At 71.8% G+C, this 26,682-nt stretch carries 23 protein-coding genes; 9 read left to right on the forward strand and 14 right to left on the reverse strand.

Annotated features, from left to right (window positions below; translation table 11 throughout):
- Window positions 1-9 precede the first annotated feature (9 nt).
- Entirely contained in the window at window positions 10-984 is a 975-nt protein-coding gene (locus ACWD3E_RS14650; RefSeq protein ID WP_451387896.1) for a magnesium transporter CorA family protein, read from the reverse strand.
- A gap of 135 nt (window positions 985-1,119) precedes the next feature.
- Here ACWD3E_RS14650 and ACWD3E_RS14655 point away from each other — a divergent pair, with 135 nt between their 5' ends.
- Window positions 1,120-1,788, forward strand: coding sequence for a pyridoxine/pyridoxamine 5'-phosphate oxidase (locus ACWD3E_RS14655; protein WP_451387897.1), 669 nt, complete (start codon window positions 1,120-1,122; stop codon window positions 1,786-1,788).
- A gap of 10 nt (window positions 1,789-1,798) precedes the next feature.
- Here ACWD3E_RS14655 and ACWD3E_RS14660 read toward each other — a convergent pair whose 3' ends face one another.
- The 3 genes from ACWD3E_RS14660 to ACWD3E_RS14670 are packed head-to-tail and all read right to left on the reverse strand — an operon-like array spanning window position 1,799 to window position 3,546.
- Entirely contained in the window at window positions 1,799-2,662 is an 864-nt protein-coding gene (locus ACWD3E_RS14660; RefSeq protein ID WP_451387898.1) for a GNAT family N-acetyltransferase, read from the reverse strand.
- Window positions 2,663-2,678: 16 nt separating this feature from the next.
- The gene (locus ACWD3E_RS14665) at window positions 2,679-3,074 is read right to left on the reverse strand and encodes a Zn-ribbon domain-containing OB-fold protein (RefSeq protein WP_451387899.1); all 396 of its coding nucleotides are present in this window, start codon (window positions 3,072-3,074) and stop codon (window positions 2,679-2,681) included.
- Window positions 3,075-3,096: 22 nt separating this feature from the next.
- The gene (locus tag ACWD3E_RS14670; RefSeq protein WP_451387900.1) at window positions 3,097-3,546 is read right to left on the reverse strand and encodes a DoxX family membrane protein; all 450 of its coding nucleotides are present in this window, start codon (window positions 3,544-3,546) and stop codon (window positions 3,097-3,099) included.
- Between the two features lie 167 nt (window positions 3,547-3,713).
- Here ACWD3E_RS14670 and ACWD3E_RS14675 point away from each other — a divergent pair, with 167 nt between their 5' ends.
- From ACWD3E_RS14675 to ACWD3E_RS14690, 4 genes are all read left to right on the forward strand, one after another.
- Complete coding sequence (locus tag ACWD3E_RS14675; RefSeq protein ID WP_451387901.1) at window positions 3,714-4,889, forward strand: flavin-containing monooxygenase; 1,176 nt, start codon at window positions 3,714-3,716, stop codon at window positions 4,887-4,889.
- 123 nt (window positions 4,890-5,012) lie between these two features.
- Window positions 5,013-7,232, forward strand: coding sequence for an acetate--CoA ligase family protein (locus ACWD3E_RS14680; protein ID WP_451387902.1), 2,220 nt, complete (start codon window positions 5,013-5,015; stop codon window positions 7,230-7,232).
- Window positions 7,223-8,020: an enoyl-CoA hydratase/isomerase family protein gene (locus ACWD3E_RS14685; RefSeq protein WP_451387903.1), complete on the forward strand. Its 798-nt coding sequence runs from the start codon at window positions 7,223-7,225 to the stop codon at window positions 8,018-8,020. Before ACWD3E_RS14680 ends, ACWD3E_RS14685 begins: the two co-directional genes overlap by 10 nt.
- Window positions 8,021-8,078: 58 nt before the next feature.
- Window positions 8,079-8,705: a flavin reductase family protein gene (locus ACWD3E_RS14690; protein WP_451387904.1), complete on the forward strand. Its 627-nt coding sequence runs from the start codon at window positions 8,079-8,081 to the stop codon at window positions 8,703-8,705.
- Here ACWD3E_RS14690 and ACWD3E_RS14695 read toward each other — a convergent pair.
- Window positions 8,662-9,969, reverse strand: coding sequence for an MFS transporter (locus ACWD3E_RS14695; RefSeq protein ID WP_451387905.1), 1,308 nt, complete (start codon window positions 9,967-9,969; stop codon window positions 8,662-8,664). The two genes, ACWD3E_RS14690 and ACWD3E_RS14695, sit on opposite strands and share 44 nt — an antisense overlap.
- A gap of 88 nt (window positions 9,970-10,057) precedes the next feature.
- Between ACWD3E_RS14695 and ACWD3E_RS14700 the strand changes: the two genes are divergently transcribed.
- Window positions 10,058-11,059 carry a GlxA family transcriptional regulator gene (locus ACWD3E_RS14700; RefSeq protein WP_451387906.1) on the forward strand — a complete coding sequence of 334 codons (1,002 nt, stop codon included), beginning with the start codon at window positions 10,058-10,060 and terminating at the stop codon, window positions 11,057-11,059.
- On the opposite strand, the gene ACWD3E_RS14705 is transcribed toward ACWD3E_RS14700, so the two are convergent.
- The 4 genes from ACWD3E_RS14705 to ACWD3E_RS14720 all read right to left on the reverse strand — a co-directional run bounded on the left by ACWD3E_RS14705 (window position 11,056) and on the right by ACWD3E_RS14720 (window position 15,478).
- A complete protein-coding gene (locus ACWD3E_RS14705) occupies window positions 11,056-12,294 on the reverse strand; it encodes an MFS transporter (RefSeq protein WP_451387907.1) in 1,239 nt (412 codons plus the stop codon). The two genes, ACWD3E_RS14700 and ACWD3E_RS14705, sit on opposite strands and share 4 nt — an antisense overlap.
- 64 nt (window positions 12,295-12,358) lie before the next feature.
- Complete coding sequence (locus ACWD3E_RS14710) at window positions 12,359-13,408, reverse strand: Zn-dependent alcohol dehydrogenase (RefSeq protein WP_451387908.1); 1,050 nt, start codon at window positions 13,406-13,408, stop codon at window positions 12,359-12,361.
- A complete protein-coding gene (locus ACWD3E_RS14715; RefSeq protein ID WP_451387909.1) occupies window positions 13,408-14,550 on the reverse strand; it encodes an acyl-CoA dehydrogenase family protein in 1,143 nt (380 codons plus the stop codon). The genes ACWD3E_RS14710 and ACWD3E_RS14715 overlap by 1 nt, the downstream gene beginning before the upstream one ends.
- Window positions 14,551-14,563: 13 nt before the next feature.
- Window positions 14,564-15,478, reverse strand: a complete 915-nt coding sequence (locus tag ACWD3E_RS14720) for an SDR family NAD(P)-dependent oxidoreductase (protein ID WP_451387910.1) — start codon at window positions 15,476-15,478, stop codon at window positions 14,564-14,566.
- An 85-nt stretch (window positions 15,479-15,563) separates the two neighbouring features.
- Between ACWD3E_RS14720 and ACWD3E_RS14725 the strand changes: the two genes are divergently transcribed.
- Complete coding sequence (locus tag ACWD3E_RS14725; protein WP_451387911.1) at window positions 15,564-16,490, forward strand: cyclase family protein; 927 nt, start codon at window positions 15,564-15,566, stop codon at window positions 16,488-16,490.
- Window positions 16,491-16,743: 253 nt separating this feature from the next.
- On the opposite strand, the gene ACWD3E_RS14730 is transcribed toward ACWD3E_RS14725, so the two are convergent.
- The 5 genes from ACWD3E_RS14730 to ACWD3E_RS14750 all read right to left on the reverse strand — a co-directional run bounded on the left by ACWD3E_RS14730 (window position 16,744) and on the right by ACWD3E_RS14750 (window position 20,897).
- Window positions 16,744-17,280: an ATP-binding protein gene (locus ACWD3E_RS14730; protein ID WP_451388149.1), complete on the reverse strand. Its 537-nt coding sequence runs from the start codon at window positions 17,278-17,280 to the stop codon at window positions 16,744-16,746.
- Between the two features lie 18 nt (window positions 17,281-17,298).
- Window positions 17,299-17,436 carry a hypothetical protein gene (locus tag ACWD3E_RS14735; protein ID WP_451387912.1) on the reverse strand — a complete coding sequence of 46 codons (138 nt, stop codon included), beginning with the start codon at window positions 17,434-17,436 and terminating at the stop codon, window positions 17,299-17,301.
- A gap of 250 nt (window positions 17,437-17,686) precedes the next feature.
- Window positions 17,687-18,568 carry an acyl-CoA dehydrogenase family protein gene (locus tag ACWD3E_RS14740; RefSeq protein WP_451388150.1) on the reverse strand — a complete coding sequence of 294 codons (882 nt, stop codon included), beginning with the start codon at window positions 18,566-18,568 and terminating at the stop codon, window positions 17,687-17,689.
- Window positions 18,569-18,570: 2 nt separating this feature from the next.
- A complete protein-coding gene (locus tag ACWD3E_RS14745; RefSeq protein ID WP_451387913.1) occupies window positions 18,571-19,704 on the reverse strand; it encodes an acyl-CoA dehydrogenase family protein in 1,134 nt (377 codons plus the stop codon).
- On the reverse strand, window positions 19,704-20,897 hold the full coding sequence (locus ACWD3E_RS14750) for an amidohydrolase family protein (protein ID WP_451387914.1): 1,194 nt from the start codon (window positions 20,895-20,897) through the stop codon (window positions 19,704-19,706). The genes ACWD3E_RS14745 and ACWD3E_RS14750 overlap by 1 nt, the downstream gene beginning before the upstream one ends.
- A 99-nt stretch (window positions 20,898-20,996) precedes the next feature.
- On the opposite strand from ACWD3E_RS14750, the gene ACWD3E_RS14755 reads away from it, so the two are divergent.
- Together ACWD3E_RS14755 and fxsT are read left to right on the forward strand one after the other, a co-directional pair.
- Window positions 20,997-22,493 carry a class I adenylate-forming enzyme family protein gene (locus ACWD3E_RS14755; RefSeq protein ID WP_451387915.1) on the forward strand — a complete coding sequence of 499 codons (1,497 nt, stop codon included), beginning with the start codon at window positions 20,997-20,999 and terminating at the stop codon, window positions 22,491-22,493.
- A 247-nt stretch (window positions 22,494-22,740) separates the two neighbouring features.
- The gene (gene fxsT / locus ACWD3E_RS14760; RefSeq protein ID WP_451387916.1) at window positions 22,741-26,595 is read left to right on the forward strand and encodes an FxSxx-COOH system tetratricopeptide repeat protein; all 3,855 of its coding nucleotides are present in this window, start codon (window positions 22,741-22,743) and stop codon (window positions 26,593-26,595) included.
- The last annotated feature ends 87 nt before the right edge of the window (window positions 26,596-26,682 follow it).

A 26,682-nucleotide genomic window follows, 5' to 3' on the forward strand; every position in this document is an offset into this window, starting at 1 on the left:
TCGCACTCGCTAGTCGTCCTCGCGCAGGCTGCGCCAGATCCGGGTGCGGCGCAGCAGGTAGACGGAGCCCAACAGGGCGACCACCTGCAGCCCCACGGCGAGCAGCCAGAATTCGCTCCTGCTCTCCAGCTTGTTCGTGAGGAACGTGAAGTTCATACCGAAGAACCCGGTCAGGAACGACAGCGGCAGAAAGATCACCGACACGATGGCCAGCCGGTTGATCACCGTGTTCTGCTCGCCCGCGACGAGGGACGAGTAGCTGGCGAAGGCCCGGCGGGCGGCCTCCTGGAGGGACTCGACGGTCGCGAGGACCAGCCGCGACGCCTGCTGGAACTCCCTGGCGAGCCGTTGCCGCTCCTCCGGGAAGTCGCGGCTCACCAGCCTGCGCGTGATGACCTCGTCCACCGCTTGCAGGAAGGGCAGCAGCGAGTGGTGCAGCAGGGCGGAGCGGCGACGCAGCTGCGCCAGCCGGTAGACCTGTTCGGGGCGCCGCTGCTGGAACATGGCGTCCTCCAGCTCCTCCACCTCCAGCAGCGCCGCCACCGCGGCCCGGCGGTAGGTCGCCAGGGACTCCTGGAGCAGGAAGAACAGCAGATCCACCGCATCGTGCGGCTTCTCCCGCCGTACCTGCACCAAGACGTCCGGCCCCAGAACCGCCGGGCCATGGTGCGCGGTGACCAGGAAGCGTTCGGTCGTCACGGCGTGGACGTACGCGACCCGGGTGTCATGGACCACCGGTACGACGAGGCCGAGGACGTCTCCCAGGAAGTCGGCCCGGGCGGGCTCCTCCGCCCTGCCGAACCAGGGCAGCTCCTCGGTCCCCAGCCCGAGCGTCCGGGCCAGCGGCTCGGGCTGCTCCGGGCCGTGTGCCGGCAGCTCGATGTCGACGAGCAGAAAGCGAGCGGTGGCGAGGCGCCGACGCGCCTCCGACACGTCCACGCGGGTGCCGGTCCCCTCCGGCATCGACACCGCCGTTACGATCATCCGTCCTCACCGTCGGTCCCGTCGCCCACGGTCCCAGCGTGTTCGCGGTCGGGCGGCCCCGCACTCCGATGCGCTCATGCGGGTCGCCGGGCGACCCGAACGGGTGAGGGAGACCGGGAACGGGATACTCGGCCCATGGCACACACCGATCTCCACGAACTGCTCCGGACTCTGCGCGTCTGGGCTCCCGAGGCGACGCGGCTGCCGTCCTTCGACCCGGACACGGCTCCCCCGGCACCGCTGCCCCTCTTCACGAGCTGGTTCGCGGAGGCGGTGGAGGCGGGGCAGCCGGAGCCGCACACGATGTCGCTGGCGACGGCGGACGCGGAGGGGAAGCCGGACGTACGGATCGTGATGCTGCACGGCGCCGAAGCCGACGGCTGGTCCTTCGCCGGCCACGCCACCAGCCGCAAGGGCCGGGCCCTGACCGCCCACCCGTACGCGGCCCTCGCCTTCTACTGGCCGGTGCTGGGCCGCCAGGTCCGCCTGCGCGGACCGGTGACGGCGGCGCCCTCGGCACAGAGCCAGGCGGACCTGCACGCACGGTCGACGGGGGCGCTGGCGGCGGCGCTCACCGGGCGGCAGAGCGAGGAGCTGTCCTCGGTGGAGGAACTGCGGCAGGCGTCGGAAGCTGCCTGGGAGCGGGCCCGCAGCCATCCCACGGAACCCTCGCCCACCTGGACCCTGTACCGGCTGCGCCCGGAGACGGTGGAGTTCTTCCAGGGGGATGCCGAGCGACGGCACGTGCGGTTGGAGTACCGGCGTACGGAGTCCGGCTGGAGCAGGGGGTTGTTGTGGCCGTGACGTTCGCGCCTCAGCCGCCGAACTCGTAGGCGGCGAAGTCGGCGACTTCCCGGTATCCGATCCGCTGGTACAGCGCGTTGCTCGTCGGGTTCGCCAGGTCCGTGAAGAGGAGGACCTCCGCAGCGCCCCGCTCCAGGGCGGCCCGGCTCACCTCGGCCGTCACCGCGCCCGCGTAGCCCCGGCCGCGCAGGGCCGCAGGGGTGTACACCGGTGTCACGCGGACCTGGCCGGCGATCTCGGGGGTCGCGCCGGCCATGGAGACGGGGATGCCGTCGGGGGTCTCCCAGAGGGTGATGCCGCCGTAGGCCAGGCGGGAGTCCGCCCACGCGGCCGGGTCCTGGACACTGAACAGCCCCGCCGCCTCGACGAACTCGACGTGCCAACGCGTCAACAGCTCCCGGTCACCGGCCCCGGCGACCCGCGCACGGCCCTCCGGCACCGGCTTCGGCGCGGTCAACTCGCCCAGGCGGTAGAGCCGCTGACGCTCATGGAGCCTGCCCGTCGCTCCGGTGCGCCGCTGCCACGCCTTGGCGAACGCCGCGGCCGTGTCCCGTTCGGCGCAGGCACCGGCGACCGGATGCCCCGGGGCGGCGAGGCGGTCCACGAGGCCCTCGGCGTCCTCGGGGGTGAGCCGCGTGAGGTACGCGCGGTGCGGCGGGGTGTGCAGCAGAACTGCTCGCACCCCGCCCTCCGCCTCCCCGAGCGTGCCGAAGAGCGGGGCCCGGTCGCCGTACGCGTGCAGGCCGCGCCTGCGCAGCGCGTCCGTCACCGTCAGCGGCACCGTGTGCAGGGCCGGGCGGGAGCGCAGGAATTCTCCGGCGCGGGAGAGGAAGTCGTCCAGGTCTTCGGTCAGTCGCCAGGAAGAGGAAGGCATGCGGGCATGGTCCCGTTCAGCCCCTCGGTCTGAAAACCGGTTTCTCCTCCCGGAAGGTGACCTCCAGCTCCATCCCCGCTGTCAGCCCGGACCCGTCGCACTCCACCAGTTCCGTCATCATGCGCGGCCCCTCCGCGAGTTCGACGACCGCGGCGACGTACGGGGTGCGGTCGCCGAAAGGCGGGAGGTCGTTGCGGTGGACCGTGGACCAGGTGTAGAGGCTGGCCCGGCCGGTCGCCTGCTCCCAGGTGACCTCCTCGCTCCAGCAGTGCGGGCAGAACTCGCGGGGGTAGTGGTGGGCCCGGCCGCAGGCCGCGCAGCGGCGGATCAGCAGGCGGCCCGCCTGCGCCGCGTCCCAGTAGGGGCGGGTGAAGGCATCGGCCTCGGGGAGGTCGTAGCGGACCCCGCTCATCACAACCGTCCCGTCGCTCGCATCAGAACCACCCCAGCCACGCGTCGACCGACCAGCTCTGCCAGGCCATACCGAAGAAACCCACGGCCGAGATCAGCGCCATCATCGAGTTCTGGCCCTGCTCCGCCCAGTCGTGGATCATGAGGACGAAGTAGACGGCGTTCAGCAGCAGGCCGCCGACCAGGGCGACCGGGGTCAGGAAGCCAAGGATCAGGCCGAGGCCGAGGGCCAGCTCGGCGTAGGCCACGACGTACGCCATGAGCTTCGGCCGCGGTTGCACCACCGTCGCGAAGCCCGTCCGTACCGGGGCCCAGCGGTGCTTGGCCGCCACGTCCGCCGCCCAGGCGATGCCGGTCCCGCGCTCGAACCAGGCCTTCTTGTCCTTGTGCCGCCAGCTCTCCAGCCACCACAGTCCGAGGCCGATCCGCAGCACCGCCAGCCACTGGGCACCGTCGAGCCCTATCGCATCCATGAATCTGACGGTACGTCAGACAGAAGGGATTGCCGAGAGGTTCGGCAGGCCGGGCGTCGCACTTCTTCACCACTCGCACGCCATTCCCGAACAGCCGTGATCAATCCGCAACCAATTCCGGTCTTGACCGAGACCCATCAACCGGGTGCGTGATTACGCTCGCGCTCATGGCAGCCCCCGATTCCTCCCCCGCAGCCCTGGCGCGGACCACCGACGACCGACCCGTCTACGTCATCGGCGCCGGCCCCGGCGGCCTCGCCACCGCGTACGCGCTGCGGGCGCGGGGCGTACGGGCGGTGCTCCTGGAGAAGGCCGACCACGTCGGGGCGTCCTGGCGGCGCCACTACGACCGGCTGCACCTGCACACCACCCGCCGGCTGTCCGCGCTGCCGGGCCTCGCGATACCCCGCAGGTTCGGGCGCTGGGTGTCCCGGGACAACGTCGTCCGCTACCTGGAGAAGTACGCCGAGCACCACGAGCTGGAGCTGGTCACCGGCGTCGAGGTGTACCGGATCGAGCGGGCCGCCGACGGGGAGGGCTGGCTGCTGCACGCCTCCGGCGGGCGGGAGCTGACCGGCAGCGCGGTGGTCGTCGCCACCGGCTACAACCACACCCCGCGCGTGCCCGACTGGCCGGGCCGGGAGGGGTACGACGGGGAGTTCCTGCACGCCGGCGCGTACCGCAACGCCGAGCCCTACGCGGGCCGGGACGTGCTCGTCGTCGGCGTCGGCAATACCGGTGCCGAGATCGCCGTGGACCTGGTGGAGGGCGGGGCCGCGCGGGTGCGGCTGGCCGTGCGCACCGTCCCGCACCTCGTACGCCGCTCCACCCTCGGCTGGCCCGCGCAGTACTCGGGCGTGCTGGTACGGCGGCTGCCGGTACGGCTCGTGGACCGGCTGTGCCGGCTCCAGGCCAGGGCCGGCGTGCCGGACCTGTCCACCCACGGGCTGCCCCGCCCGGACACCGGCCTGTACAGCAGGGTCAGGCAGGGCGCGATCCCGGTCCAGGACGTCGGCCTGATCGACGCCGTACGTAAGGGGAAGGTCGAGATCGTGGCCGCCGTCGAGTCCTTCGAGGACGGGAAGGTGGTCCTCGCCGACGGCACCCGGATCGAGCCGGAAGCGGTGATCGCGGCGACCGGGTACGAGCGAGCCCTGGAGGGGCTGGTCGGGCATCTCGGGGTGCTGGACGGGCGCGGGAAGCCGGTGGTGCACGGCGGCCGTACGCCCGACGGGGCGCCCGGCCTGTACTTCACCGGGTACACCAACCCGATCAGCGGAATGCTCCGGGAACTGGCCATCGACGCCGGGAAGATCGCGAAGGCCGTGAGCACCCGGCGGTAACTTTTGCCGGTCCGACCCGTTCCTGACGTTCCGTCAGTTCAGTAATCTGACACTGCGTCAGTTGAAATCTGCTGTCACACGGCGCTGTCGCGCAGTGCCGTCCACACAGGAGCGGGCGGAACGATGCTTGGATCAACCCACGGCACCCTCACCACCGACTCCCGCCGGGCCCGGGTCATCGCCTGCGGTGAGCAGCGGCCCGGACCCGTCGTCCACGATCAGGTGGACGACCTCGACGTCAGCGGACGGCCGCTGTACGCGGACGTACCTGACCTGGCGCGGTTCTTCCGGCCCGAGTCGGTGGCCGTGATCGGCGCCTCGGACACCGAGGGGCGCCCCAACACCGGGATCACCCGGCAACTGCTGGGCTGGGCCGAGCGGGTGGGGGCGCGGGTGCATCCGGTGCATCCGACCCGGCCGGCCGTCTTCGGCGTCCCCTGCTCCGCCTCCGTCGCCGACCTGCCCGGACCGGTCGACCTGGCCGTGCTGCTGGTGGCCGATCCGCTGCCGGTGATCGGGGAACTGGCCGAGGCCAAGGTGAAGTTCGCCGTCGCCTTCGCCTCCGGCTTCGCCGAGAGCGGCGCGGAGGGGGCCGAGGCGCAGGAGCAACTCGCCGACGCCGTACGGCGGTCGGGGCTGCGGCTGCTCGGGCCGAACACCAACCTGAACGCCTTCGAGCGGTTCCGGGACGATCTGGCGGGGCCCGCGATCGCGCTCGTCACCCAGTCGGGACACCAGGGCCGGCCCGTCTTCGCCCTCCAGGAGCTGGGCATCCGGCTCTCCCACTGGGCGCCCACCGGCAACGAGGCCGACCTGGAGAGCGCCGACTTCATCTCCTGGTTCGCCGAACAGCCCGAGGTCGGCGCCATCGCCGCCTACCTGGAGGGACTGAAGGACGGGCGTGCCTTCCTGCTCGCCGCCGACCGCGCCGCCCGCCGCAAGGTGCCGGTGGTCGCGGTGAAGGTGGGCCGCACCGAGGCGGGCGCCCGTTCGGCCGCCTCGCACACCGGCAAGCTCACCGGCGCCGACGACGTGGTGGACGCGGCGATGCGGCAGTACGGCGTCGTGCGCGTCGACGGCCTCGACGAACTCCAGGACACCGCCGCCCTGCTGGCGCGGGCGCGGGCCCCGCTGGCGCAGGGTGTGGCCGTCTACTCGATCTCCGGGGGCACGGGAGCCCATGTCGCCGACCTCGCGGCCGGGCTGGGGCTTTCGCTGCCGAGGCTGTCGCCCGCCAAGCAGGCCGAGCTGCACCAGTGGATCCCCGAGTACCTGAGCGTGGCCAACCCGGTGGACAACGGCGGGCACCCGGTCGGCGACCAGCGCGGCCGGAAGATCATCGACGCGATCCTCGCCGACCCCGAGGTCGGCGTGCTCGTCTGCCCGATCACCGGTCCCTTCCCGCCGCTCAGCGACAAGCTGGTCAAGGACCTGGTGGAGGCCGCCGAGGAGACGGACAAGCTGGTGTGCGTGGTGTGGGGGTCGCCGGTCGGCACCGAGCCGGCGTACCGGGAGGTCCTGCTCGGCTCCTCCCGCGTGGCCACCTTCCGCACCGTCGGCAACTGCCTGACCGCCGTCCGCGCCTGGCTCGGCCACCACCGCTTCGTGAGCGGCTACCGCTCCCCCTTCGACGAGGCCCCGCGCACCCCCTCCCCCTCCTTCCGCAAGGCCGAGGCCCTGCTGAGCCCCGGGCAGCAGCTCAGCGAGCACGCGGCCAAGCAGCTGCTGCGCGCCTACGGCATCCGGGTGCCGCGCGAGCAGCTGGTGACCAGCGCGGCAGCCGCCGTACGCGCGGCCGGGCAGGTCGGCTACCCGGTGGTGATGAAGGCGTCCGGCGCGCAGATCGCCCACAAGACCGAGCTGGGGCTGGTGAAGATCGGGCTCACCTCGGCCAGCCAGGTCCGGGACGCCTACCGCGAGCTGACCGACATCGCCCGCTACGAGGGCGTCTCGCTGGACGGCGTCCTGGTGTGCCAGATGGTCGAGCAGGGTGTGGAGATGGTCGTCGGGGTCACGCACGACGAGCTGTTCGGCCCGACCGTGACCGTTGGGCTCGGCGGGGTGCTGGTGGAGGTGCTGCGCGACGCCGCTGTCCGCGTGCCGCCGTTCGGCGAGGAGCAGGCCCGCGCGATGCTCGCCGAGCTGCGCGGCCGGGCCCTGCTGGACGGCGTCCGGGGCCGCCCGCCGGCCGACCTCGACGCGCTGGTGGAGGTGATCCTGCGCGTGCAGCGCATGGCCCTCGAACTGGGCGACTCGATAGCCGAGTTGGACATCAACCCGCTGATGGTGCTGCCCCGGGGGCAGGGCGCGGTGGCGCTGGACGCGCTGGTGGTGTGCCGGTGAGCGACGACTCGGTACGGCACGAGCTCCGCGAGCACGTCTCGTACGTCACCCTGAACCGCCCAAAGGCCCTGAACGCCCTCGCCCCCGCCGGGCGGGAGCGGCTCATCGAGCTGCTGGGCGAGGCGTCCGCCGACCCTGACGTACGGGCGGTCGTGCTCACGGGCACCGGGCGCGGCTTCTGTGCGGGCGCGGACCTGCGGGGCGGGACGGGCGGCGGGGAGCGCGTCGCCGGCGATGTGGCGCGGACCATCCGCCGGGGCGCCCAGCGGCTGATCTCCGCGGTACTGGACTGCGAGAAGCCGGTGATCGCCGCCGTGAACGGCACGGCGGCCGGGCTCGGCGCCCATCTCGCGCTCGCCTGCGACCTGGTCCTCGCGGCCGAGTCGGCCCGGTTCATCGAGGTGTTCGTGCGGCGCGGACTCGTGCCGGACGGTGGCGGGGCCTACCTGCTCCCCCGGCTGATCGGTCCGCAGCGGGCGAAGGAGCTGATGTTCTTCGGGGACGCGCTCGCGGCGCCGGACGCGGAGCGGCTGGGGCTGGTCAACCGGGTGGTGCCGGACGGGGAGCTGGAGAAGACGGCCCGGGAGTGGGCGACGCGGCTGGCCGCGGGGCCCACCCGGGCGCTCGCCCTCACCAAGCAGCTCGTGAACGCCTCCCTCGACGGCGACCGGGCCGGCGCCTTCGCGGCGGAGGCCGCGGCCCAGGAGATCAACATGACGACCCAGGACGCGCGGGAGGGGCTGCGGGCCTTCGTGGAGCGCCGGAACCCGGATTTCCGGGGGCGCTGATTCTGGCCACTGCACGAGGCTTCTCAGCTGACGCTCCGTCAGGTTCAATGGAGGGGTGATGGGACACGCAGGGGCGGCCTCCGCCGCCGTCCGTTATCTCAGGGCTCCCGGTGCGGGGCCCGTCGAGGCGCTGCCGCGGCCGGAGCTGCGGTGTGTCCGGGAGGACGAGCGGGCGCCGGTGGACCAGGCCGAGTTCCGGCGGGTGCTGGGCAACTTCGCGACCGGCGTCACGGTGATCACGGCGCCGCCCGCCGAGGGCGAACAGGGCCCCGCCGGCTTCGCCTGCCAGTCCTTCTCCTCCCTCTCCCTCGATCCGCCGCTCGTCTGCTTCCTGGTGGGGCGTACGTCCACGACCTGGCCGCGCATCGCCCGCGCCGGTGTCTTCTGCGTCAATGTGCTCGCCGCCGGACAGGCCGAGCTGTGCCGCGCCTTCGCGGTCAGCGGCGCCGACAAGTTCGCGGGCGTGCCGTACGACGCCGCCCCCGTCTCCGGCGCCCCGCGCCTGACCGGCGCCACCGCATGGATCGACTGCACGATTTACGCGGTGCACACCGGCGGTGACCACCTCATCGTCGTGGGCCGGGTGAACGCCCTCGGCGCGGACGGGGCGGGCGAGCCGCTGCTCTTCCACCGGGGGCGGTTCACACGGCCGGTGCGGGAGCCGTGGCCGTCGGGGTCCGCCTGATCACCAGGGCCATCAGGGCCGCTGCTGCGCACAGGGTGCCGGAGGCGTACCAGACCATGTCGTAGCTGCCGAAGGCGTCGCGGGCGACACCGCCGAGGAAGGCGACGAGGGCCGCGCCGACCTGGTGGGAGGCGAGCACCCAGCCGAAGACGATCGCGCTGTCCTCGCCGTACTGCTCCCGGCACAGGGCCAGGGTGGGCGGGACGGTGGCCACCCAGTCGAGGCCGTAGAAGACGATGAAGAAGATCATCGGGGGGTGGACCGCCGGGCCCAGCAGCATGGGCAGGAACAGCAGCGAGATGCCTCGCAGGGCGTAGTAGACGGCCAGCAGGCGGCGCGGTTCGAAGCGGTCGGTGAACCAGCCGGAGGCGATCGTGCCGACCACGTCGAACACGCCGATGACCGCGAGCAGCGAGGCCGCCGTCGTGACCGGCATGCCGTGGTCGTGCTCGGCGGGCACGAAGTGGGTCTGGACCAGGCCGTTGGTGGAGGCGCCGCAGATCGCGAAGGTGCCGGCGAGCAGCCAGAAGGGGCCGGTGCGGACCGCGGAGGACAGGACGTTGAGCGTACGCCGGGCGGCGCCGGTGACCGGGGGCGGCTTCGGTATGAACTCCTGGGCGCCGTAGGGCTTCAGGCCGACATCGGCCGGGTGGTCGCGCAGCAGGAGCCAGACGAACGGGACGACGGCAAGGGCGGCCAGGGCGACCGTCACGGCGGCCGGGCGCCAGTCGTGCTTCTCCACCATCCAGGACAGCAGCGGCAGGAAGATCAGCTGGCCGGAGGCGGAGGCGGCCGTCAGGATGCCGCTGACCAGGCCGCGCCGCTCGGTGAACCAGCGGTTCGTGACCGTCGCGGCGAAGGCCAGCGCCATGGAGCCGGAGCCGAGGCCGACGAGCAGGCCCCAGCACAGCATCAGCTGCCAGGCCGCCGTCATCCAGACGGTCAGCCCGGAGCCGAGCGCGATCACGGTCAGCGCGACGGCGACCACCCGGCGGATGCCGAAGCGGTCCATCAGGGCGGCGGCGAAGGGGGCGGTGAGCCCGTAGAGCGCGAGGTTGACGGAGACGGCCGCGCCGATCGTGCCGCGTGACCAGCCGAACTCCTGGTGCAGCGGGTCGATGAGCAGGCCGGGCAGGGAGCGGAAGGCCGCCGCGCCGAGGATCGTGACGAACGTGACGGCGGCGACGAACCACGCACGGTGCACACGGCTGCGCCGGGCGGGCGGGGCCTGGACGGGGGCTGCGGCTGGGCTTGTCTGAGTCACGTCATAGAGCTTCCGGGACCCGGCCCCGCGCAACGAGTGGCCCGAGGGACAGCATTCGCTAGGATCTGGCCATGACTGAGGATCGGGCATGACTGCCGGCCAGGATTTCCGCCCGCACCGGATCGTCGTCCTCGCGCTGGACGGCCTGCTCCCCTTCGAACTGGGCATCCCGCACCGGATCTTCGGGCGCCCCAAGGACGCGGAGGGGCGACACCTGTACGAGGTCGTCACCTGCTCGGTCCGGCCGCCGGGCCCCGTCGAGACGGACGCCGACTTCGCGATCGACGTCCCGCACGGCCCAAAGGCCCTGGCCACCGCCGACACGGTGATCGTCCCGGCCTCGTACGAACTCGGCCCGCTGTACGACGAGGGCCGGCTCACCGACGAGCTGGCCGCCGCGCTCGCCCACATCCGCCCCGGCACCCGGCTCGCCTCCATCTGCACCGGGGTGTACGTCCTCGCCGCCGCCGGTTACCTCGACGGCCGCCCGGCGACCACGCACTGGTCCGACGCCGAGCGCTTCCAGCGGATGTTCCCGAAGATCCAGGTCGACGCGGACGTGCTGTTCATCGACGACGGGGACGTGCTGACCTCGGCCGGGGTGGCCGCCGGGATCGACCTGTGCCTGCACATCGTGCGCCGCGACTTCGGCACCGCCGTCGCCAACGACGTGGCCCGGCGCACCGTCGTACCGCCCCACCGGGCCGGCGGCCAGGCCCAGTTCATCCAGCGCCCGGTCCCGGACCCGCAGGTGGCCACGACCACGGCGGCCCGCGCCTGGGCCCTGGGCCGCCTCCACGAGCCGATCCAGCTGCGCGACATGGCCGAGCAGGAGGCCATGTCGGTGCGCACCTTCACCCGCCGCTTCCGCGAGGAGGTCGGCATCAGCCCCGGCCAGTGGCTCACCCAGCAGCGCGTCGAACGCGCCCGCCACCTCCTGGAGTCCACAGACCTGTCCGTGGACCAGGTGGCCCGTGACGCGGGCTTCGGCACGGCCCAGTCGATGCGGCAGCACTTGCAGCAGGCACTGGGGGTGACACCTACGGCGTACCGGCGGACGTTCCGGACGGGGGTGGGCGGGGCGCCCTAGCCGGCCGTCGAGGTCGGGGTCGCGGAGGTACGGCAGTCCGTGGGCGGATGGGTTTTTGGCCTGCGGCCCGCCCGGCGTCTCTCCCCCCACCAGCCGACCCCGGTCAGCGTCAGCGTCACGCCGACCCCCGCCAGCATCGCCGTCGACGGTGTCGTCACGCCCAGCAAGGCGCCCGCCAGGGAGCCCGTGACCGCGTAACCGGCGCCCACGGCCGCGTACATGACCGAGTAGCCGGCGGCCAGCGCGTCCGGGGGCAGGGACTCGCGCAGGGACAGGTTGCGGGTGAGCATCGCGCACGACTGGAGCACACCCGCCACGGCGAGTCCGGCTCCGATGCCGACGGCGCCCGGTATCAGCGCGACCCCCGTCACGGCCGCCGACATCCCGCACAGCAGCAGCACGCTGCGCGTGGCCAGGGAGCCCGGCCAGGACCTCAGCCCGTACCCGAACGCGCCCAGCATCGAGGCCACCGACATGCCCAGCAGCAGCGGGCCCGCCCAGCCGACGCCGATACCGCGCTGTTCCAGCAGGGCGGGCAGGACCAGTTCGGCGAGGGCCAGCAGGGACAGGCCGGCCGCCCCGGTGACGTACGCCGGCCACGCTCCCGCCAGCACCCGCAGCCGTGATCCGCCCGCGCCCCGCTCCGCCGCCTCCCGCTCCTGCGCCTGCCAGCCCTCCGGCAGCAGCCACAGTCCCGCCACCGACGAGCCCATCAGCGCCGCCGCGAGCAGCAGCGGGAGCCCTGGGGCGACGCCCAGCGCGAGGCCCGTGACCGTGGCCGGGGCCACCGCCCAGATGCCGAAGGTCAGCATCGACTCGACGGACAGGGCCTGCGCGACCGCGTCCTCGGGGACCAGCGAGGTGAGCAGGGCGCGCAGGGCGCCCGAGGCCGCCGCGGGTGCGGCACCGGCGAGGAACGCGCACGCCCCGAGTATCACCGGATGCGCCCCGGGCAGTGCCCCGAGGCCCGCGAAGCCGGCCGTACCGGCGGCGAGCCCGGCCGCCAGGTGCGGGCGGGCCCGGCGGGCGTCCAGGCGCATGCCGAGGACCGGAGCGCCGACGATCTCGCCGATGACGTAGACCGCGGCCAGGGCGGCGCCCAGGGAGTAGCCACCCGGCCGGTCCCGGACCAGGAAGACCAGCGCGAGCGGAGTCATGGCCACCGGCATGCGGGCACCGACGGCCACACAGGCCCAGGTCAGCACCTGCTTGGAGGCGACTTCGCGATAACTCATGCGTCGACGGTAGGCGGCGGCACCGACAACCGGCCCGCAATTTCCCCGGCCTGTGGATAACTCCTCAGAACGTGAGCACCGCTCGTGCCACCCGCCCCGCCTCCGCGTCCGCCCGGGCCTTCTCGAAGTCCTCCACCGGATAGGTCGCCGTCACCAACTCGTCGAGCAGCAGCCGCCCCTGCCGGTACAGCTCGGCGTACAGCGCGATGTCGCGCTGGGGGCGCGAGGAGCCGTAGCGGCAGCCCAGGATGGACTTGTCCAGGAACATGGAAGAGACGAGGAAGGACGCCTCGGCCGTCGCCGGGGGCACCCCGAGCAGGACGGCCTGCCCGTGCCGGTCGAGCAGGTCGATCGCCCCGCGGATCAGCTCCACCCTGCCGACGCACTCGAAGGCATGGTCGGCACCCGTCGGCAGCAGCTCCCGCACGCCCTCCGTCGAGGTCAGGAAGTCCGTCGCGCCGAAGCGCCGCGCCACCGCCTCCTTCGCGGGATTCGCGTCCACGGCCACGATCCGCAGCGCACCCGCGAGCCGCGCGCCCTGCAGCACGTTCAGGCCGATCCCGCCCGTGCCGATGACGACGACACTGTCCCCGCGGTCCACCCGCGCCCGGTTCAGGACCGCGCCCAGACCCGTGAGCACCCCGCAGCCGATCAGGGCGGCGGAGGTCAGCGGGATGTCCTTCGGGATTCGCACCGCCTGGACGGCCTTGACGATCGTGCGTTGCGCGAAGGCCGAGTTGGAGGCGAACTGGTGGACCGGCCGCTCGCCCCGCGTGAACGGCTTCCCGGGGCGTCCGATCGCCTGCCGGCACATCGTCGGGCGCCCCCGGTCGCACTCCGCGCACGTGCCGCAGTTGGCGAGCGTCGACAGGGCCACATGGTCACCGGGAGAAACATGGGTGACCCCCACACCCACCGCCTCCACCACCCCGGCCCCCTCATGCCCCAGCACCACCGGCACCGGGAAGGGGATGGTGCCGTCCACCACCGACAGGTCGCTGTGGCACAGCCCGGCCGCCTTGATCCCGACCAGCACCTCGCCGGGCCCCGGCTCCCGTACCGCCAGGTCGTCCACCACCTGGACCTGCTTGCCGTCGAACACCACGCCACGCATCACCCGACCCCCTTCGGCTCTCTCGGCAGACCGAGCACGCGCTCGGCGATGATCGTGCGCTGAACCTGGTCCGAGCCGCCGTAGATGGTGTCCGCCCGGGAGAACAGGAACAGCCGCTGGGCCGCGTCCAGCTCGTACGGCGCCGAAGCCGACCAGTCCACGGGCCCCACGCCCGCCGCCGCGCCCCGCACCTCGACCGCCAACTCCCCCAGCCGCTGATGCCAGTTGGCCCACAACAGCTTGGCCACGCTGGGCGCACCCGCGTCCCCCGAGCCGCCGAGGGTGCGCAGGGCGTGCCAGCGCATGGTGCGCAGCTCGGCCCACTGCCGCACGAGCCGTTGCCGTACCACGGGATCGCAGACCGCGCCCGCCTTCATGGACGCCTTGACGACCTGCGCCAACTCCTCGGCGAACCCGATCTGTTGGGCCAGCGTGGACACCCCGCGCTCGAAACCGAGCAGACTCATCGCGACCCGCCAGCCCCGCCCCTCTCCTCCCACGACATGCTCCGCGTGCGCCCCGTCGAAGAAGACCTCGTTGAAGTCGCTGTCGCCGGTCAGCTGCCGGATGGGCCGCACCTCGATCCGGCCCGGCTGGTCCATGGGGACGAGCAGGAAGCTCAGTCCGTGGTGGCGACGGGAGTCCGGATCGGTACGGGCCAGCACGAAGCACCAGTCGGCCTCATGGGCGAGCGAGGTCCAGATCTTCTGCCCGCTGACGCGGTACGACGCGCCCGCACGCACCGCCGAGGTCCGTACGCCGGCCAGATCCGACCCCGCGCCCGGTTCGCTGTACCCCTGGCACCACAGCTCCTCACCGGCAGCGATCGGCGGCAGAAACCGGTCCTTCTGCTCGGCCGTGCCGTGCGCGAGGAGGGTAGGGGCGAGCAGGTTCTCCCCTATGTGCCCGGAGCGCGGGGGTGCGGGAGAGCGGGCGTACTCCTCGGCCCAGGCCACCTGTTGAGTGAGCGAGGCAGTCCGGTTCCCGTACCCGGCTTCCGGCCAGCCCAGCCCGATCCAGCCGGCGGCACCGAGGGTACGTTCCCAAGTTCGCCGGTCCGCCGCGGGATTGGCGTGCGCGGCCAGCCACGAACGGACTTCGACACGGAACGCCTCGTCCCCGGCAGTGAATTCAAAGTCCACGGGCCCTCCTCAACTACTGGGCGTTCGGCCGAGAGCCACCGCGCGCCGCCTCCTCCATCGCCGACAGCTGGGACAGCATCGGCATCGGATCCACCCCCACCGTCCCCGGCAAAACCTCCGCGATCCGCTCCGGCGTCCAGGCCCCCTCCGAGTAGGCCGAGCGCAGCTCACGCGGCTGCGCCCACACCGCGATCTTCGGCCCGGCCACGGTGTACACCTGCCCCGTGATCCCCTGCTCCTTCGCCCGGTCCGACAGCAGGTAGACGACGAGCGCGGCGACGTCCTCCGGCTCCCCGATCTCCGCCAGCGTCATGGGAACGTTCGCGGACATCCGCGTACGGGCCACGGGTGCGACGGCATTCGCGGTCACCCCGTACTTGTGCAGGCCGAGCGCAGCACTGCGCACCAGCGAGATGATCCCGCCCTTCGCGGCGCTGTAGTTGGCCTGGGAAACGGATCCCTGGTGATTGCCGCTGGTGAACCCGATCAAGGTTCCCGCCCTCTGCCTGCGCATCACGGCCGAGGCGGCCCGGAAGACGGTGAACGTGCCCTTGAGATGGGTGGCGACCACCGGGTCCCACTCCTCCTCGGTCATGTTGAAGAGCATGCGTTCGCGCAGGATCCCTGCCACGCAGACGACCCCGTCGAGACGGCCGTACGTCGTCAGAGCGGTGTCCACGACCCGCTGTCCGCCGGCCATCGTGGAGATGTCGTCGGCGACCGCGACCGCCTCGCCGCCCGCCGCCTCGATCTCCTTGACGACGGCCTCGGCGACCTCGCTGGTCGGCGAGGCGCCGTCCATGGCGACGCCGTAGTCGTTGACGACGACCTTCGCCCCCTCGGCGGCAGCCGCTCGGGCGACCGCGCGTCCGATGCCCCGGCCGGCGCCCGTCACGGCGACCACCTTGCCTGCCAAGAAGTTCCCCACGCCCGGCCCCTTCCCGCGGTTTCTGACGGACCGTTAGATTTTATGGCGCGTCGGATGTGCGGACACAAGCCCCGGGGAGGCACGGATGTCACTGCCCGTCGAGTTCCACGACATCGCCAAGCGCGTCAACAACTGGGGGCGTTGGGGCGCGGACGACGAGATCGGCACCCTGAACCTGATCACCGACGAGGTCGTACGGGAGGCCGCCGCCTGCGTCCGCACGGGCCGCCGCGTCCCACTCGCCCTCCCGCTCCAGCAGGACGGGGTGCAGACCGGGATGATCCCGGGGCGGGTCAACCCGCTGCACGCGATGGTGCAGGTCAACCAGGAGCTGTTCGGGCCGGGCACGGTGGCGTGCAGCGACGACGCGGTGACCATGGGGCTGCAGGCGGGCACCCACTGGGACGCGCTGACCCATGTCTCGCACTCGGGAAAGCTGTACAACGGCCGCCCGGCGCACACCGTGACGGCGCACGGCGGCGCCGAGTTCAGCGGGATCGACAAGGCGCGGCACCTCGTCTCGCGCGGGGTGCTGCTGGACGTGGCACGCGCGCGGGGCGTGGACCGGCTGGCGGGGGGTCACGCGGTCACGCCGGAGGACCTGGAGGCGGCCGAGGAGTACGGCGGTGTCCGCGTCCGCGCCGGTGACATCGTGCTCGTACGCACCGGGCAGGTGCAGGTGTATCTGGCCGGGGACAAGCATGCGTACGGCTATCCATCGCCGGGGCTCTCGGTGCGCTGCCCGGAGTGGTTCCACGCCCGCGATGTGGCGGCGGTCGCGAACGACACGCTCACGTTTGAGATATTTCCGCCCGAGATCGAGAATCTGTGGCTGCCCGTGCACGCGCTGCACCTGGTGGAGATGGGGATGCTCCAGGGGCAGAACTGGAATCTCGAAAAGTTGTCCACAGCCTGTGGACAAGAGGAGCGGTACGCGTTCCTGCTGTCGGCGATGCCCGAGCCGTTCGTCGGCGCGACCGGCACCCCGGTGGCACCGGTGGCGATCCTCTGAGCCCGGCCGGTTGGTCCGGTTGGCGGCGCGCCCCCCCTTGCCGGTTCCCCTCGCGCCGCCGCCCGGCCGCGACCCGCCCTCGACAAGGGCTGCCGTCACCGCGCCCTCGCCGTCCCCTCACGGCGAATCGTTGCCCATAAGCGTGTTCATACGGTCACAAGCCGTCAACACCGGTACGGCGATTTATTGCTTATGCCCCGTGTACGGCGACCGCGCACGGGTGCACTCCGGGCGCACCACCGCACTGTCGGAACTACACGGCTTCGAACGCGAGATCCTCGTACGCGGACAGTCCGCCCCCGTACGCCACCGCTGCGCCCTCCCTGGGCTGCGAGCAGCGGTCCAGCTCGCACCAGATGCTCTTTCCGGCGCCCTCGGGGCTCCAGCCCCAGCGGTCGGCGAGGCAGTCGACCAGCGCCAGGCCCCGGCCCCCGGTGGCGTCGCCGCCGGCGCAGCGCGGGACGGGCGCGCGGGTGCTGCTGTCGGCCACCTCCAGACGCACGGTGGCCGAGGGAGTCGAGGAGGCCTCGGGGGCTGAGGAAGCCTCGGGGGCCGAGGAGGTCGAGGGGGCCGCGGGGGCCGACTCCGCCCCCACGCCCGGCAGAAGGAGCCGTAGCACCGCCGGGCGGCCGGTGTGCACCACGGCGTTGGTCACCAGCTCGGAGACGAGCAGGATCAGGGTCTCGGCCAGCGGCTCGTCGGCCGCCACGCCCAACCCGGCAAGCCGGGAGCGGGCCCATCTCCTCGCCCGCCCCACCTCCGTGGGGTCGGGCCGGATCTCCAGCTGCACTTCAAGCACCTGCACCGCTCACACCATCCGAACCGGCGGATACATGACGCCACGCCGCCCGAACGCCACCGCGGTCTGCGCGGCGACGATCACGGCGAGGGTCACGATCGTAGCCATTTTCTGCATGGCCAGAACAACGGCCAGAGCAAGGGTCACGGAACGTGATTCCCTTATGAGACAGCATGGTTGACGTACAGTCACGCCAACAAGCGCTTCGGGCATATTCCAGCGCGAAGGAGTACGCCTGAGGCATACTGTGCGACGCTTGTGCCGGGGAGTCGAACAGGCACCACCGGTACGGCTCGCGCTCGGAACCACTCGCATCTCACACAAGGTACCGGAGGGGGCACCCGACTCCGGGCCGTGACGAGACGCCCGTAGGACACAACCCGATATCGACGCTCCGTCATCGGCGCAGCAGCTCCGCGGCAAGGGCCTCCTCACTCTCCGTAGCCCCGCCGCCTCGTTCGGCCCGCACCCAGGCCCGCTTCAGATGCAGATGGACGTCCGCCTCCCAGGTGAAACCCATACCGCCGTGCACCTGGAGGCAGTCACGGGCACCGCGTACGGCGGCCTCGTCGGCGAGGAGCCGGGCGGCGGCGATGTCGGCGGGGTCGGCGGTCACGGCCGCCGCGTAGACGGCCACGCGGGCGGTCTCGGCCCGCACCAGCAGGTCGGCGCACAGGTGTTTGACGGCCTGGAAGGCCCCGATCGGCTGCCCGAACTGCTCGCGCCTCCGGGCGTGTTGCACGGCCAGCTCGCACACCCGCTCGGCGGTACCGAGCTGCTCCGCGGCGGTGAGCAGCACGACCACCGGGTCCGCCCGCTCGGTCGCCCTCGCACCCGGCACCCGATGCAAAGGCGTCAGCGGGTCGACCGAGCGCAGCGGTACGGCCCCGGAGGCGTCCCCGCGGACGACGTCCGCCGCGTCCAGCCACTCCACCAGCGTCCCGTCGACGGCCGCCACGACCGTCTCCCCCTCGGCCGCGCCGGGCACCATTCCGGCTGCGAGGTGAGTGGCCACGAGCGGCCCCGGCACCAGCGCCCGCCCCGCCTCCTCGAACACCAACACCGCCTCGGCCAGACCCAGTCCGACCCCGCCGTCGGCCTCCGGCAGTCGCAGGGCGAAGAACCCGGCATCCCCGAGCGCCCGCCACAGCCCCCGGCCGAGGGAGGCCGGGCCGCCCTCGACGGCAGCGCGCAACGCCTCGCGGGGAAAACGCCGGTCCAGCAGCTCCCGCATCCCGTCCCGCAACGCCCCTTGCTCCTCGGTCAGTTGGAAACGCACGCTCATCTCCCCTTGGGCAGGCCGAGGATGCGCTCGGCCACGATGTTGCGCTGGATCTGCGAGGTGCCGGCGGCGATGGTGTAGGAGAGGGAGGTGAGCCGGTCGAGGGTCCAGGGCGCGGCCAGGTCGAGCGAGCCGGGCCCGAGGACTTCGGCGGCGCTGTCGTACAGCTCCTGACGGGCGTGCGAATAGCGGAGCTTGAAGACCGAGCCGCCGACACCCGGGACCCCGCCGCTCGCCTCCGCCTCGCTCACGTTCCACTGGGTGAGCCGCCACAGCGCGCGGAACTCGGCGCCCAGCCGCCCGAGCCGCCTGCGCAGCACGGGGTCGTCCCAGCGGCCGTTCTCCCGGGCCGTACGGGCGAGTTCGGCCAGCACCCGGCGGCAGGCGACGACCTCGCCGACGAACGCCGTGCCGCGCTCGAAGGAGAGCGTCACCATGGTCACGCGCCAGCCGTCGTTCTCCGCCCCCACCCGGTTGGCCGCCGGCACCCGCACCTCGTCCAGGAACACCTCGGCGAACTCCGCCGACCCCGCTAGCGTGCGCAGCGGCCGTACGGTGATGCCGTCGGCGTCCATGGGCATGGCCAGCCAGGTGATGCCCCGGTGCTTGGGCGCGTGCGGATCGGTGCGGACCAGCAGCTCGCACCAGTCGGCGACCTCGGCGTGCGAGGTCCAGATCTTGGAGCCGCTGACCACGTAGTCGTCGCCGTCGCGCCACGCGCGCGTGCGCAGCGCGGCGAGGTCGGACCCCGCGCCCGGTTCGCTGAACCCCTGGCACCACACCTCGTCCCCGCGCAGGATCGGCGCCAGCCAGCGGTCCCGCTGCGTCGCCGTCCCCTCGGCGGCGATGGTCGGCCCCGCGTGGAGCAGCCCGACGAAGTTCGCCCCCACATAGGGCGCCCCGGCCTTCTCCGTCTCCTCCAGGAAGATCAGCCGGAGGGTGGGGGAAGCGTCCCAGTGGACGTCGGCGTACCCGGCGTCGTACAGCATCTTCTGCCAGCCGAGGTCGTAGGCGCGGCGGCCGGGCCAGTCGTCCGGGGACGGCTTCGGGGGCAGGGCGGGCAGCACCTTGGCGAGCCAGTCGCGAAGCCGGGCCCGGAACTCCTCCTCCTCGGCCGTGCACGAGAGGTCCATTACCGGTCGAGGTCCAGGCCGAGCATGCGGATGGCGTTGCCCCGCATCAGCTTGTGGACGGTCTCGTCGTCCAGGCCCTTCACATGGTCGAGGGCGACCTCCTTGGTGTGCGGGAAGGTCGAGTCGACGTGCGGGTAGTCGGTCTCGAAGGTGGCGTTGTCGCGGCCGACGGCGTCCAGGGAGGCCACCCCGTGCTTGTCGCGGAAGAAGCAGCAGAAGATCTGCCGGTAGTAGTACGTCGACGGCGGCTCCGGGATCAGGTCGCGGACCCCTCCCCACGCCCGGTGCTCCTCCCACACGTCGTCGGCGCGCTCGAGGGCATACGGGATCCAGCCCATCTGCCCTTCGGAGTAGGCGAGTTTGAGGGTCGGGAAGCGCACCAGGACTCCGCTGAAGAGGTAGTCCATCATCGAGGCCATGGCGTTGTTGAAGCTGAGCGACGCCTGGACGGCGGGCGGGGCGTCCGGGGAGGCGGCGGGCATCTGGGAGCTGCTGCCGATGTGCATGTTGACGACGGTCCCCGTGTCCTGGCACACGGCGAAGAACGGGTCCCAGTACCCGGAGTGGATGGACGGCAGCCCGAGGTAGGTGGGGATCTCGGAGAAGGTGACGGCCCGCACGCCGCGCGCGGCGTTGCGCCGGATCTCGGCGACGGCCAGCTCGACATCCCACAGCGGGATGAGGCAGAGCGGGATGAGCCGCCCTGCGCTGTCCCCGCACCACTCCTCCACCATCCAGTCGTTGTAGGCGCGCACGCACGCGAGCGCGACGTCCTTGTCGTGCGCCTCGGCGAAGGTCTGCCCGCAGAAGCGCGGGAAGGTCGGGAAGCAGAGCGAGGCCTCCACGTGATTGAGATCCATGTCCTTCAGCCGCTCGACGGGATCCCAGCACCCGCGCCGCATCTGCTCCCGGGTGATCCCCTCCAGGGTCATCTCGTCCCGGTCGAAGCCGACGGCGGCGATGTTGCGCTTGTACGGGAACTTCAGGTCCTCGTAGATCCACCAGTCCGTCGGCTGGCCCTGCGGATCCATGGTGATCTGGTACTTCCCGCCGACGTAGGCCAGCTCCCCGATCCCGGCGGTCAGCGGTTTGGGCCCCCGGTCCCGGTACTTCGCCGGCAGCCAGGTCTCGAAGAGATGGGCGGGCTCGATCACGTGGTCGTCGACGCTGATGATGCGGGGCAGTTCGGTCATGGTTTCCCCTCCGTGTTCCCCTCCGCCGGACAGTGCTTATCTGATGACCCGTCAGATAGCATGTCACCTGACGAGTCGTCAGCCAAGCAGGGGGCATACGTGAGCGAGACCCCGCACTCCCTGAGTTCCTCCCGCACGCTGTGGGACCTGGTCGTACGCCGCGCCGGCCTCACCCCCGACCGGCCCGTCCTCCTCCAGGGCGAGCGCCGGCTGACCTTCGGCGAACTGCGCGAACGGTCCGAGCGGGTCGCGGCGGGCCTGTACGGCATGGGCGTCCGCCCCGGCACGGTGGTGGCCTGGCAGCTGCCCACCCGCATCGAGACGGCCCTGCTCTCCTTCGCCCTGGCCCGCCTGGGCGCCGTACAGTCCCCGGTCATCCCCTTCTACCGGGACCGCGAGGTCGGCTTCGCGCTGCGCGAGTCCAAGGCCGAGTTCTTCGCCGTACCGGGCGTGTGGCGCGGCCACGACCACACGGAGATGGCCCGGCGGCTGGGCGCGAAGGGGGTCTTCGAGGCGTACGACAGCCTCCCCGACGGCGACCCGTCCGTCCTCCCCGCTCCCCCCGCCGAGGGCACCTCGGTGCGCTGGATCTACTGGACCTCGGGGACGACCTCCGACCCCAAGGGCGTCCTGCACACGGACCGTTCCCTGATCGCGGGCGGCTCCTGCCTGGCGCACGCGCTGCGGTTGTCACCGGACGACGTCGGCTCCATGGCCTTCCCCTACGCCCACATAGCGGGCCCCGACTACACGGTGATGCTCCTGCTCTACGGCTTCCCGGCCGTGATGTTCGAGCACTTCGCGCTGCCGGACGCGCTGGCGGAGTACCGGCGGCACGGGGTGACGGTGGCGGGCGGCTCCACGGCCTTCTACTCGATGTTCCTGGCCGAGCAGCGCAAGCAGCCGGGCGAGAAGGTGATCCCCACCCTGCGCCTCCTCGCCGGCGGGGGCGCGCCCAAGCCGCCCGAGGTCTATCACTGCGTGGTCCGCGAGCTGAGCGTCCAGCTCACCCACGGATACGGCATGACCGAGGTCCCGATGATCACCATGGGCGACCCGGAGGACACCCCCGAAAACCTCGCGACGACCGAGGGCCGCCCCCCTCAGGGCATGGAGATCCGCGTCGTCGAAGGCGAGGTACGGCTCCGCGGCGAGGCCGTCTGCCAGGGCTACCTGGACCCCCGCCAGACGGCCGCGGCCTTCGACGAGGACGGCTTCCTTCGCACCGGCGACCTCGGCCGGGTGACCGACTCGGGCCACCTGATCCTCACCGGCCGCCTCAAGGACGTGATCATCCGCAAGGGGGAGAACATCTCCGCGAAGGAGATCGAGGACCTGCTCGCCGCGCATCCGGCGGTGGCGGACGTGGCGGTGATCGGCCTGCCGGACACGGAGAGGGGGGAGCTGGTCTGCGCGGTGGTGGAACAGCCGCCGGGCACCGATGGGTTGACGCTGCCGGAGGCCGTCTCCTACCTCCGCGCGGAAGGGCTGTCCGTTCACAAGCTCCCGGAACGCCTGGAGGTGGTGGACGCCCTGCCGCGCAACGACACCCTGCGGAAGGTGCTCAAGTACAGGCTGCGGGAGCGCTACTCCTGACCCCCCGTTCCCTCGCGCAGCAGCCATGCCACGACGGCACGTGTCGCGCCCGAGACAGCTGCGCCCAGCAGCGTGAGCATCGCCTTGAGGCAGTCCTTACGGTTCATGATCCGACCCTTTCGGAGCCGAGCGGCTGAATGCCTCAACTCTCTGGAAATGCCGGGTTGTTGCGCCAAGCACTACACGTTGCGGATGCTGTGGGACACGACCGGAGCACATCCCGGACATCCCGGAGGGGAAGCGGCACGTGGACGAGCGACCCGACAACAGCGACGCCGTCGAGGCATGCGACGCAGACCGGTCCGGTGCGGCGGACGAGCCGTTGTCGGGTGAGCTGCTCCCCCTGGGAGATGCGGCGGGGGCCGCGGGCGTGCACCGAGGGCTGAAGCCCATCGCCGATGACGTCGGGCCGGAGCGCCATGAGCTGGCTGTCGCTCTGCGCCGGCTCTTCCTGGTACTCGACATCTCGGTGCGCGGGTACGCCGTCACGCGGGACTACAGCGCGAGCAGCGTGAGCCGGTATCTCAGTGGCGAGACGGTCGCACCGCGGTACTTCCTTGCCAGGCTGATGGACGACGTCGGCAGGAAACTGGGGCGTCCACTGGCCCGGGAGGCGCAGACAGGTCTGACCCGCATGCAGAGCGTGGCGCTGAAGGCGACCAGCAGCCGCGCATGGAAGGTGCAGGACCTGGAAGACCAGTTGGTCGTGGCCCTGCGGGAGAAGGAGGTGGCCAGGACGCAGGCCGACGTCGTGGCGACGGCCCTGCACGAGTCCCGGGCGCGGGTCGCGGACCTGGAGGCGGAGCGGCAGGCGCTCGTACAGCAGGTATCGGCCAGTCAGGTCACCGCAGTCGAGCTGGACCTGTTGCGCGAGGAGCAACAGCGCGTGCGCAGTGAGCGGGATGCATTGCGACAGCGGGTGTCCGAACTGGAAAGAGCCCTCGAAGGGGCCGAACAACGTGTTGCGCTGGCCGAGCAACGCGTTGACGACCTGGAACACCAGCTCCAAGCGGCTGATGCGGCGATGGCCGCCGAGGAGCAACGTGAGGGGCAGCGGGCCGAGGCGGAGGGAAACGGGAAGCAGGCCGGGCCCGAGGGGGGCCGCCAATGGCCGGTCGTCAGCCCTGGTCAGACGTCCGTCGTGTCAGGCCTCGCGATCGTCTTCCCGGGCTACCACCGCTCATGGGCGGTATGGATCGCGCAGGTCCTGCAACGCCATGGGCACCAGGTCACCCTCCGGTTGTGGGATCCGCCGCGCGAGACACCGCTGGAGGACTCGCTCGGTAACCTGCTGCTGGACAGCCTTCGCGTGCTGCTCGTCCTCAATGACTGGTTCTTCGAGCTCGGCCCGCGCCCCGCGGGCGAGTGGAACGACGTGCTGCGTGGCTTCGTCGCCGCCAACGTCGACCGGTTCGCCGCCGTCAACCTCACCAACCGGCCGCTGCTTCCGGCTGCATCGGTGCTGCAACCGGCGAGCCTGTGGGCGCTGAGTGAGGAGGCTGCCGAGGAACGGCTGCTCGGCCGGCTCGGTCTGGGACAGCGTGATGCCACGCGTGCTCTGGTCCGCTATCCGGAGCTGCGCTGCGAGATCTGGGGCGAGGTGCCGCGCCGCAACCCCCGTTTCACCGGCCGCGACGACGTGCTCGGTGTGATCCACGAGCGTCTGTCCGGCGCCGAGCGCGGCGCCGCCGCCTGCACCCTGCTCGGCATGTCCGGCATCGGCAAGACCCAGCTCGCCGCCGAGTACGCGCACCGCTTCAGCACCGACTACGACCTGGTGTGGTGGGTCAACTCCGACGACCACGAAGTCCGGCGCGACCGCTTCGGCGAACTCGCCGCGGAGCTGGGCCTGCCCATTGACGGCGAGCCGGGCGAGCGCATCCGTGCCGTCCGGGATGCCCTGCGGCGCGGCGAGCCCTACGCCAACTGGCTGGTCGTCTTCGACGGGTGGGACGACAGCGAGGGCATCAACGCGCTGCTCCCGGAAGGGTCGGGCCATGTCCTGATCACCTCCCGCAACCGGGCCTGGACCGAGTACACCGACGTCCTGGAGGTGCCCGGCTTCCTGCGCGCGGAGTCCACCGCCTATCTCATGCGCCGGGCCCCGCACATCACCGCGGCCGAGGCCGACGAGGTCGCCGCCGAGTTCGGCGACGTACCTCTGCCGCTGGTGCAGGCCGCCTCCTGGCTCGGCGAGTCCCGCATGGAGGTGCCCGAATACCTGCGTATGATCCGCGAACGTAAATTCTCCACCGTGGACGAGCCCGCCACCGGCGAGGGCTTCCCGCAGTCCTCCATGACCTCCTGGTCGATACTGCTCAACCGGCTGCGCCGCTCCCAGCCCCAGGCCATGGACGTGCTCAAGCTGTGTACCGCGTTCGCGCCCGGGCGCATCCCCCTGGGACTCGTCCACACCTGCCCGCAGGCCGAACTGCCCGAGGAACTGCGCTGGATGGCCACCGACCAGCCTGCCTGGAGCCGTGCCCTGGACACCCTGGTCAATTACTCGGTCCTGGCCCGGGACACCGGTGCACCCGCCGAGGCGGGCCCGTTTCCGGAATCCGTGCACATGCACCGGCTCGTCCAGGACATCGTGTTCAAACTGGCCAGCGACGACAGCCGGGAGCAGCATCGGCGGGCGGCACGCGCACTGCTCACGGCGGCCGACCCCGGCCATCCGGAGGACAGCCGGCATTGGCCCCGCTACGCGGAGCTGCTCCCCCATCTGGAGCCCTCTGGAGCGCTGGAGAGCACGCGACCGCAGGTCCGGGAGGCGATCCTCAACAGCCTGCGGTACTGCCACCACAGCGGGGAGATCCGGGCCGGGCTGGACCTGGCCCGACGCGTTCGCGACGCCTGGTCGGCGAACACCGGCCCCGTGGCCTCGCCCATGCTCGACCTGGCCGCTCAGGAGAGCGCCCTGCTCATGGCCAACGGCCGGTTCCGTGACGCGTACGAACAGGACCGCGGTCTTCTGGAAAGGCTGGAAAAACGAAAGAAATGGGAGGCCCGCCCGCCGAGCAGGTTCCTCGACGAGTACGCCGCCAAGAGCGCCGTGGCCCGCGGTCTGCGTCACCTCGGGCGGTACCAGGAGGCGTACGAACTCCATTGGGAGGTCCTCGGGGGCCGCACCGAGTTACTCGGCCCTGACGAGCCGACCACGCTGGACGCCCGGCACGAACTCGGCGTCTGCCTACGACTCCTCGGTAAGTACGAGGAGGCGTACGACCGGGACATGACGACTCTGTCCTTGCGGGAACGCCTCCTCGGCCAACGGCACATCAGCACCCTCGATTCCGGCACCGCCGTCAACCAGAGCCTGCGACTGTTGGGCAGCTACCGTGCGGCGGCCGGCCGCCAGGAAAAGTTGGTCCGCCGCCATGAAAAGGAGTTCGGCGCACGGCATCCGCAGACCCTGGACGCCCGACTGCAGCTGGCCCTGTGCCGCCGCGGTGACGCCCCCACCCAGGACGTGGAGGACGAGCTGGCAGACCTCCTGGCACAGCTGGAGCAGGTGCACGGCCGGGCGCACCACCGCACCCTGGCCTGTGTCACCGCCTACGCCGACTTCCTGCGTGAGCACGGCGAGCCGAGCCGGGCGCGCGAGCTGATCGTGGAGGCCGAGTCCGGCTACCGCGCCCTGCTCGGTTCGGCCCATCCCGTGGTGGTCGGCATGCTCTCCAGTTCCGGTCTGGTCATGCAGGCCATGGGTGAACACGGCGAAGCCATGGCACTGCTCGAGGCCGCGCTCGCCGGTCTCACCACCACCCTGGGTGCCGATCACCCCTGGGCCCTGGGCTGCGCTCTGAACACCGCCTGTGCACGCAGCCGCACCGGCCGCGACGAGGAGGCCCTGGAGCTGAGCCGGGTGACGTACCCCAAAGCCGCGCGCTCCCTCGGAGACCAGCATCCGCTCACACTGTCGTGCCAGGTGGCACTCGTCGCCGACCTCGTTGCCGCAGGGCAGGACAATGAGGCCGAGAAGCTTGAGAGAGAGGCTCTGCTCAGCTTGAGCCGTACCCTGACCGACGATCACGTGCTCACCACCTGGGCCCGCACCCGCACCCGGCCGCACTGGGACTTCGAACCGTACGTGGGCTGACCGGGAGCGCTACTCCGGGACCGTGAAGTACCGCGCGAACGGCTGCCCGTGCACAAACTCCCGGAACGGCTGGAGGTGGTGGAGGCC

Source organism: Streptomyces sp. NPDC002676, assembly GCF_053592455.1.

Coding starts and splice junctions, on each gene's coding strand:
- ACWD3E_RS14650 (WP_451387896.1), bottom strand. CDS start 984: ATGATCGTAACGGCGGTGTCGATGCCGGAGGGGACCGGCACCCGCGTG.
- ACWD3E_RS14655 (WP_451387897.1), top strand. CDS start 1,120: ATGGCACACACCGATCTCCACGAACTGCTCCGGACTCTGCGCGTCTGG.
- ACWD3E_RS14660 (WP_451387898.1), bottom strand. CDS start 2,662: ATGCCTTCCTCTTCCTGGCGACTGACCGAAGACCTGGACGACTTCCTC.
- ACWD3E_RS14665 (WP_451387899.1), bottom strand. CDS start 3,074: ATGAGCGGGGTCCGCTACGACCTCCCCGAGGCCGATGCCTTCACCCGC.
- ACWD3E_RS14670 (WP_451387900.1), bottom strand. CDS start 3,546: ATGGATGCGATAGGGCTCGACGGTGCCCAGTGGCTGGCGGTGCTGCGG.
- ACWD3E_RS14675 (WP_451387901.1), top strand. CDS start 3,714: ATGGCAGCCCCCGATTCCTCCCCCGCAGCCCTGGCGCGGACCACCGAC.
- ACWD3E_RS14680 (WP_451387902.1), top strand. CDS start 5,013: ATGCTTGGATCAACCCACGGCACCCTCACCACCGACTCCCGCCGGGCC.
- ACWD3E_RS14690 (WP_451387904.1), top strand. CDS start 8,079: ATGGGACACGCAGGGGCGGCCTCCGCCGCCGTCCGTTATCTCAGGGCT.
- ACWD3E_RS14700 (WP_451387906.1), top strand. CDS start 10,058: ATGACTGCCGGCCAGGATTTCCGCCCGCACCGGATCGTCGTCCTCGCG.
- ACWD3E_RS14705 (WP_451387907.1), bottom strand. CDS start 12,294: ATGAGTTATCGCGAAGTCGCCTCCAAGCAGGTGCTGACCTGGGCCTGT.
- ACWD3E_RS14710 (WP_451387908.1), bottom strand. CDS start 13,408: ATGCGTGGCGTGGTGTTCGACGGCAAGCAGGTCCAGGTGGTGGACGAC.
- ACWD3E_RS14725 (WP_451387911.1), top strand. CDS start 15,564: ATGTCACTGCCCGTCGAGTTCCACGACATCGCCAAGCGCGTCAACAAC.
- ACWD3E_RS14745 (WP_451387913.1), bottom strand. CDS start 19,704: ATGGACCTCTCGTGCACGGCCGAGGAGGAGGAGTTCCGGGCCCGGCTT.
- ACWD3E_RS14750 (WP_451387914.1), bottom strand. CDS start 20,897: ATGACCGAACTGCCCCGCATCATCAGCGTCGACGACCACGTGATCGAG.